The organism is Vibrio sp. 1-2 (7-a), assembly GCF_013048515.1.
Lineage (GTDB): Bacteria > Pseudomonadota > Gammaproteobacteria > Enterobacterales > Vibrionaceae > Vibrio > Vibrio diabolicus.
This window is the reverse complement of the sequence record NZ_VHSQ01000001.1, coordinates 1,529,526-1,546,253: the sequence shown is the minus strand read 5'-3', so window position 1 is coordinate 1,546,253 and position 16,728 is coordinate 1,529,526. Positions and strand designations below refer to the sequence as shown.

18 protein-coding genes are annotated in these 16,728 nt (G+C 44.6%); 16 read left to right on the top strand and 2 right to left on the bottom strand.

The genetic code is table 11. The features are described 5' to 3' along the window. Positions 1 to 24 precede the first annotated feature (24 nt). From lolA to FKN08_RS06960, 6 genes are all read left to right on the top strand, one after another. A complete protein-coding gene (lolA, locus tag FKN08_RS06985) occupies positions 25 to 651 on the top strand; it encodes an outer membrane lipoprotein chaperone LolA (protein WP_139060898.1) in 627 nt (208 codons plus the stop codon). Further along, on the top strand, positions 652 to 2,007 hold the full coding sequence (locus FKN08_RS06980; RefSeq protein WP_212762630.1) for a replication-associated recombination protein A: 1,356 nt from the start codon (positions 652 to 654) through the stop codon (positions 2,005 to 2,007). It begins immediately after the preceding gene. A 91-nt stretch (positions 2,008 to 2,098) separates the two neighbouring features. After that, positions 2,099 to 3,406, top strand: coding sequence for a serine--tRNA ligase (gene serS, locus FKN08_RS06975; protein ID WP_053807197.1), 1,308 nt, complete (start codon positions 2,099 to 2,101; stop codon positions 3,404 to 3,406). 206 nt (positions 3,407 to 3,612) lie between these two features. Then, positions 3,613 to 4,344 carry an ATPase gene (locus tag FKN08_RS06970; RefSeq protein WP_085343595.1) on the top strand — a complete coding sequence of 244 codons (732 nt, stop codon included), beginning with the start codon at positions 3,613 to 3,615 and terminating at the stop codon, positions 4,342 to 4,344. Further along, a complete protein-coding gene (locus tag FKN08_RS06965) occupies positions 4,338 to 4,778 on the top strand; it encodes a hypothetical protein (protein WP_085343596.1) in 441 nt (146 codons plus the stop codon). Before FKN08_RS06970 ends, FKN08_RS06965 begins: the two co-directional genes overlap by 7 nt. 137 nt (positions 4,779 to 4,915) lie before the next feature. Continuing rightward, positions 4,916 to 5,182 carry a DksA/TraR family C4-type zinc finger protein gene (locus FKN08_RS06960; RefSeq protein ID WP_104971493.1) on the top strand — a complete coding sequence of 89 codons (267 nt, stop codon included), beginning with the start codon at positions 4,916 to 4,918 and terminating at the stop codon, positions 5,180 to 5,182. A gap of 69 nt (positions 5,183 to 5,251) precedes the next feature. Here FKN08_RS06960 and bioA read toward each other — a convergent pair whose 3' ends face one another. Then, positions 5,252 to 6,532: an adenosylmethionine--8-amino-7-oxononanoate transaminase gene (gene bioA, locus FKN08_RS06955; RefSeq protein WP_085343597.1), complete on the bottom strand. Its 1,281-nt coding sequence runs from the start codon at positions 6,530 to 6,532 to the stop codon at positions 5,252 to 5,254. A 130-nt stretch (positions 6,533 to 6,662) separates the two neighbouring features. Between bioA and bioB the strand changes: the two genes are divergently transcribed. Genes bioB through bioD form a run of 4 tightly spaced genes read left to right on the top strand, consistent with a single transcriptional unit; the run spans position 6,663 to position 10,342 of the window. Then, complete coding sequence (bioB, locus tag FKN08_RS06950; protein ID WP_167426728.1) at positions 6,663 to 7,715, top strand: biotin synthase BioB; 1,053 nt, start codon at positions 6,663 to 6,665, stop codon at positions 7,713 to 7,715. Beyond that, positions 7,702 to 8,853: an 8-amino-7-oxononanoate synthase gene (bioF, locus tag FKN08_RS06945; RefSeq protein ID WP_170891629.1), complete on the top strand. Its 1,152-nt coding sequence runs from the start codon at positions 7,702 to 7,704 to the stop codon at positions 8,851 to 8,853. Before bioB ends, bioF begins: the two co-directional genes overlap by 14 nt. Then, positions 8,853 to 9,659 (top strand): malonyl-ACP O-methyltransferase BioC, encoded by an 807-nt coding sequence (gene bioC, locus FKN08_RS06940; RefSeq protein WP_046874764.1) that lies wholly within the window; start codon positions 8,853 to 8,855, stop codon positions 9,657 to 9,659. The genes bioF and bioC overlap by 1 nt, the downstream gene beginning before the upstream one ends. Then, on the top strand, positions 9,656 to 10,342 hold the full coding sequence (bioD, locus tag FKN08_RS06935; protein WP_170891628.1) for a dethiobiotin synthase: 687 nt from the start codon (positions 9,656 to 9,658) through the stop codon (positions 10,340 to 10,342). Before bioC ends, bioD begins: the two co-directional genes overlap by 4 nt. A 76-nt stretch (positions 10,343 to 10,418) precedes the next feature. Here bioD and FKN08_RS06930 read toward each other — a convergent pair whose 3' ends face one another. Continuing rightward, positions 10,419 to 10,622 carry a hypothetical protein gene (locus FKN08_RS06930; protein WP_162860661.1) on the bottom strand — a complete coding sequence of 68 codons (204 nt, stop codon included), beginning with the start codon at positions 10,620 to 10,622 and terminating at the stop codon, positions 10,419 to 10,421. A 473-nt stretch (positions 10,623 to 11,095) separates the two neighbouring features. On the opposite strand from FKN08_RS06930, the gene htpX reads away from it, so the two are divergent. The 6 genes from htpX to FKN08_RS06900 all read left to right on the top strand — a co-directional run bounded on the left by htpX (position 11,096) and on the right by FKN08_RS06900 (position 16,725). Beyond that, a complete protein-coding gene (gene htpX / locus FKN08_RS06925; protein ID WP_005390832.1) occupies positions 11,096 to 11,965 on the top strand; it encodes a protease HtpX in 870 nt (289 codons plus the stop codon). Between the two features lie 225 nt (positions 11,966 to 12,190). After that, the gene (locus tag FKN08_RS06920; RefSeq protein ID WP_170891627.1) at positions 12,191 to 12,610 is read left to right on the top strand and encodes a nuclear transport factor 2 family protein; all 420 of its coding nucleotides are present in this window, start codon (positions 12,191 to 12,193) and stop codon (positions 12,608 to 12,610) included. Then, the gene (locus FKN08_RS06915; RefSeq protein ID WP_170891626.1) at positions 12,607 to 13,332 is read left to right on the top strand and encodes an SDR family oxidoreductase; all 726 of its coding nucleotides are present in this window, start codon (positions 12,607 to 12,609) and stop codon (positions 13,330 to 13,332) included. The genes FKN08_RS06920 and FKN08_RS06915 overlap by 4 nt, the downstream gene beginning before the upstream one ends. 12 nt (positions 13,333 to 13,344) lie before the next feature. Next, positions 13,345 to 14,655: an NAD(P)/FAD-dependent oxidoreductase gene (locus tag FKN08_RS06910; protein ID WP_170891625.1), complete on the top strand. Its 1,311-nt coding sequence runs from the start codon at positions 13,345 to 13,347 to the stop codon at positions 14,653 to 14,655. Between the two features lies 1 nt (position 14,656). Beyond that, a complete protein-coding gene (locus FKN08_RS06905; RefSeq protein ID WP_170891624.1) occupies positions 14,657 to 15,475 on the top strand; it encodes a DUF1365 family protein in 819 nt (272 codons plus the stop codon). After that, positions 15,469 to 16,725, top strand: a complete 1,257-nt coding sequence (locus tag FKN08_RS06900) for a cyclopropane-fatty-acyl-phospholipid synthase family protein (protein WP_170891623.1) — start codon at positions 15,469 to 15,471, stop codon at positions 16,723 to 16,725. Before FKN08_RS06905 ends, FKN08_RS06900 begins: the two co-directional genes overlap by 7 nt. Positions 16,726 to 16,728 lie beyond the last annotated feature (3 nt).

Here is a 16,728-nt window from a genome sequence, read left to right as displayed (position 1 = left end):
TTTGACCCTCTGATAGGTATCTGAATGAAAAAACGATTTTCAGCGAAACTTTTCTCAGCGCTAGTTTTAAGCGTTTCTTTCTTCTCAGCTGCGAATGCAGCATCTCCAAAAGATGAACTCAATAAACGTCTCGCAATGAACGAAGGTTTCAGTGCCGATTTCTCCCAGCAAGTGATCAGCCCTGAAGGTGAAACGGTAATGGAAGGTGAGGGCACGGTTGAAATCGCTCGTCCAAGTTTGTTCCGTTGGAGTACGACTTTCCCAGATGAAAACCTTTTAATATCTGACGGTAAGACGTTGTGGTATTACAGCCCATTCATTGAACAAGTAAGCATTTACTGGCAAGAGCAAGCGACCGAGCAAACACCATTTGTGCTGTTAACTCGCAATAGAGCAAGCGATTGGGATAACTATAAGATTTCTCAGAAAGGTAATGAGTTTACGCTCATTCCAACGGCAATTGACTCTACTCAAGGCCAATTCCAAATTAATATTGATACAAAAGGCGTAGTGAAAGGCTTTAACGTCATTGAGCAAGATGGTCAGAAAGGGCTGTTTACTTTTAGTAATGTTAAGCTTGGTAAACCAAAGGTAGACAGATTTACATTCACAATTCCAGATGGCGTGGAAGTGGATGACCAAAGGAATTAATTGGTAGTGAGTAATTACACGTTAGATTTCTCAGGGGACGAAGATTTTCGTCCCCTTGCTGCTCGTATGAGACCACAAACAATCGAACAGTATATTGGGCAGCAGCATATTTTAGGTCCGGGTAAACCCCTACGCCGAGCGCTAGAGGCTGGACACATTCACTCGATGATTTTATGGGGACCACCAGGCACAGGCAAAACGACATTAGCGGAAGTGGCAGCAAACTATGCCAACGCCGAAGTTGAGCGTGTATCTGCGGTGACGTCTGGCGTTAAAGAGATCCGTGCTGCGATCGACAAAGCGCGTGAGAACAAAATGGCAGGTCGCCGCACTATCTTATTCGTGGATGAGGTGCATCGCTTTAACAAATCGCAGCAAGATGCGTTTTTACCGCATATTGAAGACGGTACGGTTACGTTTATCGGTGCGACCACAGAGAACCCTTCGTTTGAGTTAAACAACGCATTACTCTCGCGTGCTCGCGTTTATAAGTTGACTTCTCTTGACCAGAGCGAAATATCGCTGGCGCTTGATCAAGCGATTAACGACAAAGAGCGCGGCTTGGGGAATATACCAGCACATTTCGCCGATAACGTACTAGATCGCCTAGCAGAGCTAGTGAACGGTGATGCTCGCATGTCTCTCAACTACCTTGAGCTGCTATACGATATGGCAGAAGACAACGCGCAGGGTGAAAAAGAAATCACGCTTAAGTTGCTTGCGGAAGTGGCTGGAGAAAAGGTCTCTCGCTTCGATAACAAAGGTGATATCTGGTACGACTTAATCTCTGCAGTTCACAAATCCATTCGTGGTTCAAATCCAGACGCCGCTTTGTATTGGGCTGCACGTATGATCGCCGCAGGTTGTGATCCGCTCTACATCGCTCGCCGATTACTTGCGATAGCATCGGAAGATGTTGGCAATGCGGACCCTAGAGCCATGCAAGTCGCACTCTCCGCGTGGGATTGCTTTACCCGTGTTGGTCCGGCAGAAGGTGAACGTGCGATTGCACAGGCGATCGTTTACTTAGCGTGCGCGCCAAAAAGTAATGCGGTGTACGTGGCATGGAAACAAGCGCTCACAGATGCTCATAACTTACCTGAATATGAAGTGCCTCATCACCTTCGAAATGCACCTACCAGTTTGATGAAAGACATGGGTTATGGAGCAGAGTATCGTTATGCTCACGATGAGCCGGGTGCCTATGCAGCCGGTGAGCAATATTTGCCACCAGAAATGGCGGATCGTAAGTATTATCAGCCAACAAATCGCGGTCTAGAAACCAAAATCGGCGAAAAGTTAGATTACTTGGCTAAATTAGACGCAAATAGCCAACAAAAGCGCTATGAAAAGTAGGCGTTTTTGGATACATTTGTTCAGTAAATTTTTTTAACGCGTACGCTTGGAAAGTGCGCGTGATTTCACAACAAAAAGCATAGGATTAACAATGCTGGATTCTAAATTACTTCGTACAGAGCTGGATGAAACAGCTGCTAAACTGGCGCGTCGTGGCTTTAAGCTAGACGTAGAGACTATTCGTAAACTTGAAGAACAACGTAAGTCCATTCAAGTAGAAGTAGAAAATTTACAATCCACGCGTAACTCCATCTCCAAACAAATCGGCCAAAAAATGGCGGCTGGCGACAAAGAAGGCGCAGAAGAGATCAAGAAACAAATCGGTACTCTAGGTAGCGATCTTGATGCGAAGAAAGTTGAACTTGAGCAAGTAATGGCTCAACTAGACGAATTCACGCTTTCTGTACCAAACATCCCGGCAGATGAAGTGCCAGATGGCAAAGACGAGAACGACAACGTTGAAATCTCTCGTTGGGGTGAACCAAAGACTTACGACTTCGAACTGAAAGATCACGTTGACCTAGGTGAAATGGGTGGCGGTCTAGACTTCGCAAGTGCAGTTAAGATCACTGGCGCACGTTTCATCGTGATGAAAGGCCAATTTGCTCGTCTACACCGTGCAATCGCTCAGTTCATGCTAGATCTTCACACAGAAGAACACGGCTACACAGAAATGTACGTACCTTACCTAGTAAACTCTGACAGCCTATTCGGTACTGGTCAGCTTCCTAAGTTCGGTAAAGACCTTTTCCACACAGAGCCTCTAGCGGAAAAAGTAAACGACGAAGAACCACGTAAACTGTCGCTAATTCCTACGGCAGAAGTACCTGTAACGAACCTAGTTCGTGACACGATTTCTGACGAAGCGGATCTACCAATTAAGATGACAGCTCACACGCCATGTTTCCGTTCAGAAGCGGGTTCATACGGTCGTGATACTCGTGGTCTGATTCGTATGCACCAGTTCGACAAAGTTGAGCTAGTACAAATCACTAAGCCAGAAGATTCAATGAATGCGCTCGAAGAGCTAACAGGTCACGCTGAGAAAGTTCTACAACTTTTAGAGCTTCCTTACCGTAAAGTGGTTCTTTGTACAGGTGACATGGGCTTCGGCGCTCGTAAAACTTACGACCTAGAAGTTTGGGTTCCTGCTCAAGAAACTTACCGTGAAATCTCTTCATGTTCTAACATGTGGGATTTCCAAGCTCGTCGTATGCAAGCGCGTTTCCGTCGTAAAGGCGAGAAGAAACCTGAGCTTGTACACACGCTAAACGGTTCTGGTCTAGCAGTTGGTCGTACCATGGTTGCTATCCTAGAAAACAACCAAGAAGCAGACGGTCGCATTGCAATCCCTGCAGTACTTCAGAAGTACATGGGCGGCGCAACGCACATCGGTTAGTGCATTAGCCACTAGAACACCAAAACCCAGCCATAGTGCTGGGTTTTTTGTTATTTGCGTCGAGTGAAAATACGTTGTTATGTAATTAGCACACGCAATAGTGAAGAGCTCGCCCAGAATCTGGCAGTACGAGACAAATGATATTTTTCTAAACGGTTTTTCACGTGACAAGCTAATGGCATCATTTGCCCTTGTTGTTAAACGTTATGCCAGTAAATCATCTTTCATTGCTTGTTATTTTTGCGCTTACTTTGCTCGTTAGTAAGAGTGTTATCGCAAGTGAACTTATTCAGCCTCAATACTTAGATAGTGAGCGAACCGATCGCTTTTTCGCGCGCGAAATAGCGCAACCTTCCAAAGAAAATATGCAACTTCGTAACTCACTCGATTGGGGCTATGAACTTGAATTGAAACGTGCATCTGATGAAGAAAAACTAGTATCTAATTGCCAAGACTTAGCTACGGCAAACTCTACGGGCTTTACTGCGGCAAAAGCCTATGAATACGGCGCGTTTAAAGCATATTTAACTCAGTGCCAAACATGGAGTGAGATGGCAAAGTTAGCTGCCTCTAAGCGCTCATTTATATCAGACTTTAAGTTAGACGATACCTTTCCTAATTTCGCTCCAAGTGCACTTGCTTTTGTTATTTCTGACGAAAGTGCAGAGAAAGCAACGACACTATCAACGTGGGATGAAGCAGACCATATCCAAAGAACTCAGGTCATCAGTGAAGTCAGAGCAGAGTATTACGATTCGACTGATGGCTTTCAGGTTATTACCGTTACCGCAAAAGGTGATTACAACGCTGACGGCATCGAGGATATCGTTATTGAGAAAGAGAATAGTGTACTCAGTGGCTCGTATTCATCTTCACACGGATATGTATTAACCCGTATGTCTGAACAAGCGCTATTTACAGTGTTGGCTGAATGGTAATGAAACGATTGGCAGTCACTTTGGGTTTAAGTGTTGCGATGATGAGCACGTTTGCTGTTGCTAACACCTCGCCCAGAAAAGTCTTTGAATGCTCAGTGAACCAAACTATGAACTTTAGTATTTTTATAGAGCAAGGCAAAGGTGGGATTATCTTTAATGAGTCCATTGAGAATCAAAGCTCTGTTTTACAGCGGATAAAACCTCAAGATTATCGTGTTGAACATTATCATCGAGCGTTGGTAGATGAGAAGTCTTTGGAATTTAGTATTGGTGAGCGCGTCATATTAGTCAGTGAGTACTTTAGCGAGGAGTTTGGTGAGGTAGAGAAGATACTCAGTGTTACTTTGAGAGAGCCTGAGCAAACGCAGTACTTTGAATGTGAGGAAGGGAGTATGAGTAACCTTGCATTGCTTTTCCATGAGAGTGCCGAATAATCGATTGCAGAGTAATTATTACCAAAGCGTAATAGTGTTTTCGAATTTACCCTAATTATCTTATTATTTGTAATCGATATAATCATCCACCTTACCACGGTAAGTAGATTTTCTCACTCAAGTAACGAGGAGGGCTTATGGCCGTAGGGTGGGCAAACGACGATAGCGTCAGCCAACAAATTCAAAACACAATAGACGACGAAATTTCCCGTGTTCGTGGCAGTATCACAAAGGGTGAGAGCGCCTATTACTGCGATGAGTGTGGTGATGAGATTCCGGAAGCGCGTCGTCTTGCAATGAAAGGCGTTCGTTTGTGTATCGAATGTCAGTCAACTATCGAATTGGTCTCTCAACGCCAAGTATTATTTAATCGACGAGCGAGTAAAGACAGTCAACTTCGATAGCTTTACTGCTCTAATAAATAACGAGACGGTTTGAGTATCATACTCAAACCGTTTTCATGTTGAATTGAACTATGAAGCGAAGCAGTCTTTGCGTTGTAACGCAGCATCAATCGCATTCACTAACTTTTCAATATCTTCCGGCTTGCTGATGAACGGCGGCATCATATAAATCAGTTTGCCAAATGGACGAATCCAAACACCGTGCTCAACAAAGAGAGCCTGGATGGTTTCCATATTCACAGGGCGATGCGTCTCCACTACGCCAATAGCACCCAACCAACGGGTGTTTTTCACCAAGTCGTATTCTTCAAGTTTTGGTAGTAACTCAGAAAACAGCGTTTCAATTTGTTGGGTTTGTTGCTTCCAATCACCTTGCTCGATCAATTCCAAACTTGCAGTAGCTACAGCACAAGCGAGTGGATTCCCCATAAAGGTTGGACCGTGCATAAAACAACCAGCATCACCACCACAAACAGTGTCTGCTACGTGTTTGCTCGCGAGGGTCGCAGAGAGGGTCATGTAGCCGCCTGTGAGTGCTTTCCCGACACACAAAATGTCTGGTTGAATATCTGCATGTTCGCAGGCAAACAATTTGCCTGTGCGTCCAAAACCGGTAGCGATCTCATCTGCAATCAATAACAAACCGTATTTGTCGCAAAGTCTACGCACGCCTTTGAGAAATTCTGGATGGTAGATGCGCATGCCACCTGCGCCTTGAACGATAGGCTCTAGGATCACCGCAGCGAGTTCTTGATGATGTGTTTCAATCTTGTGCTCAAAGTCAGCAAGATCTTCAGATTTCCACTCATCCCAAAAGCCACAAGTTGGCGACTCCGCAAAGATATGCTCAGGCAGAAAGCCTTTGTAGAGAGAGTGCATGGAGTTATCAGGATCGGTTACCGACATGGCCGCAAAGGTGTCACCGTGATAACCGTGTCGTAAAGTAAGAAACTTCGGTCGGCGTTCACCTTTTGCATGCCAATATTGCAGTGCCATTTTTAAGCTGACTTCTACGGCAACGGAGCCTGAATCGGCAAGGAATACATGTTCAAGATTACTTGGCGCTAGGGGTAGCAACTTCTTACACAAACTGATTGCTGGCTGGTGGGTAATCCCGCCAAACATCACGTGAGAGACTTGATCGATTTGCTGGTGAGCCGCTTGATTTAAGTGCGGATGGTTATAGCCGTGGATCGTCGACCACCAAGAAGACATGCCATCGATAAGCTCAGTACCGTCTTCCAATTTAATGTGAACACCACTTGCTGATTCTACTGGGTAGCAGGTCAGAGGTGTTAATGTCGAAGTGTAAGGATGCCAGATATGCTGGCGGTCGAAGGCGAGATCCATGTGCGATTCCAATAACAAATGAGATTAAAAAACAAACAGATGTAAACTTTGTTGTTTTGTGTTGTGTTGACAGTTTATCGAGACTCAGTAGACTGTCAACACAACAAAAAAAGTGATTAAAGGAATACACGTGGAAGTTCGTCATAACTGGACGCATGCTGAAGTGCGCGATCTCATGGAAAAACCATTCATGGATCTCCTATTCGAAGCGCAGCTTGTTCATCGTCAATACCAACAAACCAACCATGTTCAAGTAAGCACGCTTTTGTCGATTAAGACAGGTGCTTGTCCAGAAGATTGTAAGTACTGTCCTCAGAGTGCTCGTTACACCACAGACATCGAGAAAGAGCGTCTGATGGAAGTAGAACGCGTACTCGATGCTGCGCAAAAAGCCAAAAATGCTGGTTCTACTCGATTCTGTATGGGTGCCGCATGGAAAAACCCCAAAGAGCGTGACATGCCGCATTTGACCGACATGATCAAAGGCGTGAAGGGCATGGGTTTAGAAACGTGTATGACATTGGGCATGTTGACGCCAGATCAAGCAAAGCAATTGGCAACAGCAGGTCTGGACTACTACAACCATAACCTCGATACCTCACCTGAGTTCTACGGCAACATCATTACCACCCGTACTTACCAAGACCGTTTAGATACGCTTTCTCACGTTCGTGATGCTGGTATGAAGATTTGTTCCGGTGGCATAATCGGCATGGGTGAAAGTGCTAACGACCGAGCAGGTTTGTTGGTTGAATTGGCTAACTTGCCGGTACACCCTGAAAGCGTTCCAATCAACATGCTCGTGAAGGTAAAGGGCACACCATTGGAAGAAGTGGACGACGTTGAGCCGTTCGACTTTATTCGTCTGATTGCAATAGCACGAATCATGATGCCTCAATCAGCCGTTCGTTTATCCGCTGGCCGTGAAAACATGAACGAACAAATGCAAGCGCTGTGTTTTATGGCGGGTGCCAACTCCGTCTTCTATGGCTGCAAACTTCTGACCACGCCAAACCCTTCTGAAGACAAAGACATGATGCTGTTTAACAAGCTCGGCATTAACAGCCAAGAGGTGTCTCAAAAACCTGATGAAGTCGAAGAAAACGAGTTGCTAGATCGCGTCGTAGAGCGCGTTGCTGCCCGTCCGACAAAAGACGACCTTTTCTACGATGCCAGCGTTTAAATCTCGTATCGAGTCCGCCCTTGCCGATCGTAAAGCGCAGGGGCTGAATCGTTCTATGAATGTGGTGTTTGCCGGTAACCAGTCCGTTTTGGAACACGAAGGCAGACGCTACATTAATTTCTCAAGTAATGATTATTTGGGATTGGCCAATGACCAAGCGCTTGTTCGGGCTTGGCAGCAAGGTTTAAGCGTATACGGCAGCGGTAGCGGCGCGTCTCCAATGGTCACCGGTTTTAGTGCAGCGCACAGCAATTTAGAAGCAGCACTAACTGAATGGCTGGGTTACGAAAGGGCAGTCCTGTTTGGCTCTGGATTCAGTGCCAATCAAGCTTTGTTATTCACCTTGCTAGAAAAATCAGACTTACTCATTCAAGACCGTTTGAACCATGCCTCGTTGATGGAAGCGGGGGCGTTGTCACCAGCTAAAATGAAGCGCTTCAAGCACAATGACATCGAGCACCTAAAGTCGCTGCTGAATAGCGAAGACAATCACTTAGTCGTGACTGAAGGGGTGTTTAGTATGGACGGGGATTGTGCACCACTTGCTGATATAGCGGAAGTCGTTCGCAGTCATGATGCTTGGTTCGCCGTCGATGATGCACACGGTATCGGCGTTCTTGGCCAATCTGGTGGTGGTTCTTGCGAGTTGGCAGCGGTTAAACCCGAGATACTGATCGTTACTTTCGGCAAAGCGTTTGGTATGTCTGGCGCGGCTATTTTATGTGACCACGCAACGGGGGACTTTTTAACTCAGTTTGCTCGTCACCATGTGTATTCCACGGCGATGCCTCCGGCACAAGCCTACGCGCTAACGCACGCAGTTTCTATGGTTCAAGAGCAGTCTTGGCGACGTGAAAAGCTCACAGAGTTAAGTGAAGTGTATCGAGATAGCCTCAGCGACGTTGAGGGCTTTGTTGAGACTCAAACTTCGATTAAGCCGTTTGTGATTGGTGAATCTGATTTGGCTTTGCGAGTGGCAGGTGCTTGTCGCCAAAACGGTATTTGGGTTACTGCTATTCGCCCTCCAACAGTACCGAAAGGGACGTCTCGTCTTCGAATCACACTCACTGCTAATCACACTAACGAACAAGTTAAAACGCTTTCAATGGCGTTGAAGCAAGCATTAGGAACGCAGTAATGGATAATGCAGAGCAAATGAAGTTGGATTGCTTACTGCCTAATAAACAAGCGATCGCCGCTTCCTTTAGTAAGGCAGCTAACACGTACGACAAACATGCCGCTTTCCAGCGTGATGTCGGCCATCGCTTACTAGACAAACTTCCGAATGACTTAACTCATAAACGTGTTTTGGATTTAGGATGTGGTACTGGCTATTTTTCTCAACTTCTTCAAGAGCGTGGCGCTGAAGTGTTTTGTGTGGACATCTCTCAAGAGATGTTAAGCAAAGCTATGGTGCGCTGTGGCCATGAACGAATGAATTATGTGCTAGCCGACGCAGAAAACTTGCCTTTCGACGATACAAGCTTCGACTACGTATTCTCTAGCTTGGCTTTGCAATGGTGTGCCGATTTAAGTTATCCCCTGAGAGAAGTTCGTCGTGTACTAAAAGCTAATGGGAAGGCGGCTTTTTCTACCCTAGCTGAAGGGTCACTGTGCGAGTTGCGTGCATCATGGAAAAAAATTGATGCATATCAACACGTCAATAACTTTCTATCGCTCAATCAGGTAAAAATTGCGTTAGCGCAATCTCGATGTGACAACCATCAACTAGACTTGACCACCATCACAGTTTGGTACGACTCAGCATTTTCAGTTATGCGTGACCTCAAAGGTATAGGTGCAAATCACGTAAGCGGGCGCTCACATGGTTTAACCAGTCGAGAGACTTTGTTGCAAGTTGAGCATGAGTACCAAGCGTTTAAAAATGATCAAGGTCTTCTACCTGCAAGTTATCAGGTTTGTTTTGGAGTAATACATCTATGATTGATGCTTTTTTTATTGCTGGTACGGATACTGATGTAGGAAAAACGGTAGCGTCTAAAGCCATTTTGCAAGCGTTGGCAGCAAAAGGACTAAACACTATTGGTTATAAACCAGTGGCAGCAGGGAGTGATAAGACTGAAGCTGGATGGCGTAACTCTGACGCCTTACATTTACAAGCGGCCGCGACACTCGATGTCGCTTATGATGATGTGAATCCATACGCTTTAGAATTGCCAGCTTCTCCTCACATCGCGGCAAAACATGAACATGTCGAAATAAAATACGGACTCCTCAGTGAAAAGTTGGCTCAACACAAGCAGCAAGCTGATGTCGTTCTCGTTGAGGGCGCTGGTGGTTGGCGTGTGCCTGTGTCAGATACCGACTGTTTATCTACTTGGGTACAAGCAGAGCAGTTACCCGTGGTCTTGGTGGTTGGTATTAAATTAGGTTGTTTGAGCCATGCTTTACTCACGGCAGAGAGTATTAAAGCAGATGGCTTGAATCTTGTTGGTTGGGTGGCAAACCGAGTGAACCCTGGCACCGAGCACTATGCTGATATTATCGAGATGCTTGAAGCGCGTATTGGTGCGCCTAAGCTTGGCGAAATCCCATACATTCCAAGTGCTAAGCGCAAAGAGCTAGGCAAGTACATTAATATCGAGCCTTTGCTAAATACTGACTGATTGTGTTTAAAATACTAAAAACCAAAGGGCTGCGTAATGCAGCCCTTTTTTTATTGGTGTAATCTATAACATCAGATTACTTATCTTGGCTAAGCCCCATCAATGCTTGCTGAGTTTCTGCAACACGCTGGGACATATGATGATCGGTTGAAATACCAAGTTGTTGCTTCGCCTCATCCTCTGAGATGCCTAGATGACAACGTAGTAAATCAATAGCCATTTGATAATCGTTAGTTTCTACCATGGTTTTTCCCTCAATACATGGAAGTTTTGAGCTCACCTAATGTACCTTTTTAATGTACTTAGAGTGGCTCTGTTTTGTTCATCTCACTTGAATCTAGCATGTCCATGTCGCCGCACAATAAGACCAAAGTCTATAGCGGGGCTAACATACTGTTTTTGGTCTAGTAAAATATTTCTAGCTAACTTGCCTAGAGGTGATAGATTTAACATCAAGGTCATCCATTGATAGATGAGGTGCGATTCAAAGTACTTTTCATTACGGAAAGGAATGAATATGAATGGAAGTAATGGCTTTTATCAGCACGTGCCTAGAAATCGCTTGAACATAATCTTTCAGTCTCGAAAACAAATGTTGCAATTTATTGCTTAACCTTGTTTTTATCGCGGATAGACTATATCTATAACGCACGGAGCATGAAACTTAGCGGAATTGGCTTTTACAGCGATTACCACCTGTTCCTTATAACAATCCGTTTTAAAAAAAACGATAAGCTTCCTCGGAGAAAAGTAATGAAGCGAATTATGTTATTCCTAGCAACTAACCTAGCTGTCGTGCTAGTGCTGAGTGTTGTTCTGAATATTGTTTACGCTACCACTGGAATGCAACCTGGCAGTCTTTCTGGTTTGCTAGTTATGGCCGCCATATTTGGTTTTGGTGGTGCACTTATTTCGTTGATGATGTCAAAGGGCATGGCACTGCGCTCGGTTGGCGGTATGGTCATTGAAAGTCCGCGTAACGAAACTGAGCATTGGTTAGTCGAAACTGTGGGTCGTCAAGCTCAGCAAGCGGGTATTGGTATGCCAACGGTGGCTATTTATGACTCACCAGATATCAATGCATTCGCGACGGGTGCAAAGCGAGATGACTCTCTTGTCGCGGTTTCCACTGGCCTTTTACATAATATGACTCGTGATGAAGCAGAAGCGGTACTGGCCCACGAAGTGAGCCATATTGCAAATGGTGACATGGTCACGATGACATTGATGCAAGGCGTTGTGAACACGTTTGTTATCTTCCTATCCCGTTTTATCGCCAATATTGTGGCATCGAACGATGATGAAGAAGGTCAAGGTACAAACATGATGGTTTACTTCGGTGTATCTATGGTGCTTGAGCTAGTGTTTGGTTTCTTAGCAAGCTTTATTACCATGTGGTACAGCCGTCATCGCGAATTCCATGCCGACGCAGGTGCTGCTCACTTAGTTGGTAAAGAGAAAATGATCGCGGCATTGGAACGTTTGAAGATGAGTCACGAATCTCAACTTGATGGAACAATGATGGCATTCGGTATCAATGGCAAGCAGTCATTGACTGAGCTACTGATGAGCCACCCTCCGCTAGATAAACGTATTGCAGCGTTACGTAGTCAGCAATACTAGTTGTAAAAAACTGACAGCGCACACGAAAGTAATCGTTAATTTCCTGAAAAGGCTTGGTTTTGACCAAGCCTTTTTTTTGAACGATTGATCGCTTGCGAGATTCATCACGTATCTACCTACAGAAACAAAGTTATACAAAATAATTTTTGTACAACTTTTAAAGAATGAACTATCTTGTACATATAATAATTTTGTACAACTTGATGGGCATGTAGGAGTAAACACATGGACATACAGTCTGTTGGCAATATCTATCAAAAGCTGAATAAAGCGAACTTACATCTGCTTAAAGACGTATATCACCAAGATGTCGTCTTTGAAGATGCTGCCCATCGTTTAGAGGGGTGGCCTGCACTTTCAGATTATTTCACATCATTATATGCCAACGTCATAAGCTGTGACTTTGTTATCCACGAACATCAACAAGTCGGAGATACTGGCTTCCTAACGTGGACCATGGATCTTCAGCATCCCAAACTTCAAAAAGGTGCACCTATTTTCGTTAATGGTGTGTCGCATCTTAAGTTCAGCGAAGGCCAAGTTATTTATCACCGAGATTACTTTGATCTCGGAGAAATGCTTTACGAAAACTTACCTTTACTTGGCTCAGTCGTAAAAACCATCAAGCAGAGGTTAGGACAATGAACAATACTATCTTAATCACGGGCGCTACCTCTGGAATAGGGAAGCAACTGACTTTAGATTACGCGAACTCTGGTTGGAGCGTTATTGCTTGTGGGCGAAACAAAGACGTTCTTGCTGAATTGGGGGCTGCTTCTTCTAATATCTATACATTGCAGTTTGACGTGACAAACCATGAACAAACTCAGCAGGCGCTATCCAGTTTGCCTTTCACGCCGAGTACCTGGGTTTTTAATGCAGGGGATTGTGAGTATATGGACAAAGGCGTGGTTGATGCGAAACTCATGGCGCGTGTGATGAATGTAAACGTCATTGGTGTTGCCAACTGCGTAGAAGGTTGCCAACCACACTTAGATAAAGGGCATCGCATCGTTATCGTGGGTTCTATTGCTTCAGAAGTCGCGTTGCCAAGGGCTGAAGCCTACGGCGCTTCTAAGGCCGCTGTGAGCTACTTTGCTCGCACATTAGCTGTTGATTTGAAGAAGAAGGGCATTCAAGTGGTGACTGTGTTCCCAGGCTTTGTGGAAACCCCGTTAACTGACAAAAATGACTTCGAAATGCCGATGATTATTTCTACTCAGCAAGCCTCGAACTCTATCAGAAAACAGTTGGCTGCCAACAAGACTCACATCTATTTCCCCGCGAGGTTTACCAGTATTTTACGTTTTATCTCGTTACTTCCATACAGTTGGCAAGCTCGCCTAACTGCTAAACTCGTATCATAAGAAGGAATAAAAATGAAAACAGTAGGAAGAAAGAAGATAGCGATTGTGGGAACCGGAATTTCTGGCCTTACGTGTGGTTACTATCTACATAAAGAGCATGATGTCACCGTATTTGAAGCTAACGATTACATTGGCGGGCACACCGCGACGGTGGATGTAAAACTCGATGGTAAAGAATATGCGATTGATACGGGCTTTATCGTTTACAACGATCGCACTTACCCTAATTTCATCAAAATGATGAACGAGATTGGTGTCGAAGGATTGCCAACCCAGATGAGCTTCAGCGTAAGAAACGACGGCAATGGCTTGGAATATAACGGTCATACCGTGTCGACATTATTTGCTCAAAAGCGCAATTGGGTAAATCCTAAGTTCTATCGCTTTATCTTCGAGATCCTTCGTTTCAACAAACTTGCCAAAAGCGTCGCTAGCAAACAATCGAGTCATTCTCAGACGCTAGGTGAGTTTCTTGATGAGCACAACTTCAGTACTTTCTTTTCAGATAACTACATTTTGCCGATGGGCGCTGCAATTTGGTCTTCGACTTTAGCGGATATGCGCGCATTTCCGCTGATGTTTTTCCTTCGCTTTTTCTTAAATCACGGATTGCTTGATGTCACTAACAGGCCGAAATGGTATGTCATTAAAGGTGGCTCTCGTGAGTACATTCCACCTTTGACTCAAGGTTTTATCGATAAAATTCGACTCAATAGTCCGGTAGAAAAAGTGCTCCGTAGTGAGAATGGTGTGGGTTTAAAAGTTAACGGTGAAATGCACTGGTTTGATGATGTCATCTTTGCTTGTCACAGTGATCAAGCGATGAACATGTTAGGTGACATTATCCCAGTCGAGCAAGAGGTGCTGGGTAATATGGCTTATCAAGCGAATGAAGTGGTGCTTCACACTGATACGAGTTTACTTCCAAAGCGTAAAGCGGCGTGGGCTTCGTGGAACTACCTACTGGAGGGCAGTGAAGACGAACAGCAACGTCTCCCTTCGCTCACTTACAACATGAATATTCTCCAACATGTTCAATCTGAGCACACATTCTGTGTCACGCTAAATAGCACTGAGCAGATCGAACCGAGCAAAGTATTACGGACGTTTACCTATCACCATCCAGTGTTTTCTACCGATTCTATCGCTGCACAGCAACGTAAAGAAGAGGTGCAAGGGCTGAACAATACTTGGTTTTGCGGCGCTTACTGGTACAACGGTTTCCATGAGGATGGCGTTCGCAGCGCGTTGGACGTAGTGAAAGGGCTTGAAGAGAAATATCGCGTTCAAACTGCTGTCAACTTAGAAAAAGGTGCAGCGTGATATGGATAGCCAAATGAACAGCCAGTTGTTTGTTGGCAACGTTCGACATCGCAGGTTCACGCCGATAAAACATGAATTGAACTACTCATTGTTTATGCCAGCTATTGACGTCGATGAGCTAAAAAAACTAGAGGAAAAAGTTTGGGGTTTTGGCTCTCGTTGGTGGCATTGGGCACGCTTTAAACGCAGTGACTATGTTGGTGAGGGCTGCTTAAAGGTGGCCGTACACGACAAAATTGAAGAGTTAACAGGTGTTCGTTGTACCGGCAAAGTCATCGCTGTTTGTCATTTGCGCTATTTAGGACTTTATTTTAGTCCGGTGAATTTCTACTACGTTTATAACAAAGAAGGGGAATGGAAATACCTCTTAGCTGAAGTCAGCAATACACCTTGGAACGAGCGTCATTACTACGCAGTCGCTGCTGAGCAAAACGATGAAAACTTTGGATGGGAACAAGAGAAAGCCTTTCATGTTTCTCCGTTTAATCCAATTGACCAACAGTATCATTGGAGGATTAAACCACTGACGGACAAGTTAAGGATTCATCTTGAATGCCACAAAAGCGAAAAGCACTTTGATGCGACGATGACAATGAAAGCTCAAGTGTTTTCGAGCAAAAGCTTATTGAAGTGTTTGATCGTTACGCCAATACAGACGGTAAAATTAATGGTTGGTATTTATTGGCACGCATTAAAACTTTGGGTGAAAGGCGTGCCTTTTTATTCTCATCCTAAATATTCAATACACGACGAAATAGAAGCCGACACTAAAAAAACAGACAAAAAAAATAAAAAGCACAAGGAGAATTCTGCATGTTAAATACCAGTTCTATGACATTGCCGCGCAAATTGACGACAACACAAAAGGCGGCTCGCGGAGTTATTTTTCAATGTCTGCAAAAAATGGAAATCGGCTGCTTAACTGTTATTGAAAGCTTTAAGACGGAAACGACAGAAAGAAGCGAGCGCTTTAATGCGCCCAACGGTGAATACAGCGGTCAGCCTGTTGTGGCGACGATTGAGGTAAAGCATCCTGGCTTTTACTCGCGAATCTTGCAAGGTGGCAGCATTGCAGCGGGTGAGGCTTATATGGATGGTTGGTGGGACAGCCCGGATCTAACCTCGTTAATGAAACTTATGGCTCTCAATATGCGAGCGCTAGATAAACTTGAAGAGAAAGGAAGTTGGCTGACTAAAATACTGTACAAGTTCAGTCATTGGACCAACCGCAATTCTCAAGAGAACTCTCGTAAAAACATTCATGCGCATTACGACTTGGGCAACAATTTGTACGAGTCATTTTTAGACGACAACATGCTGTACTCATCGGCCTTATATGTGCAAGACAACGATACTTTGGAACAAGCGCAAATCAACAAAATGGATCGTTTGTGCCAGCAACTTGAGCTTCAACCATCCGATCGAGTGATTGAGATAGGTACAGGTTGGGGGGCTATGGCCATTTACATGGCAGAGCAATATGGTTGTCATGTAACGACAACGACGATTTCTGAAGAGCAGCATGCCTACGCTGAACAAAAAATTAGAGAGCGAAATTTGGGTGATAAGATCACTCTATTAAAACAAGACTATCGAGACCTTTCGGGTCACTACGATAAGTTAGTCTCGATAGAAATGATCGAAGCGGTTGGAAAACAATTTTTGCCTTCCTACATCAAGCAATGCAAATCACTACTCAAGCCGGGTGGTTTAATGGCAATTCAAGCCATCACTATCGCTGACCAGCGTTATGATTACTACAGTAACAACGTTGACTTTATCCAGAAATACATCTTTCCAGGTGGTTTTTTACCTTCGGTTACATCTTTAACTCAAGCTGCGACCAAACACAGTGACTTGGTGGTGAGAGACTTATTTGATATTGGTCTGGACTATGCGAAAACCTTGAGCGAGTGGCACTCTAGATTTAATCAAGCTGAAGAGCACGTACGCTCTCTCGGTTATGACGACCGCTTTGTCCGCATGTGGCGCTACTACCTGAGCTATTGTGAAGGTGGCTTTCTAGCTCGAAGTATCAGTGCCGTTCACATGACATTCCAGCGACCTTAAACC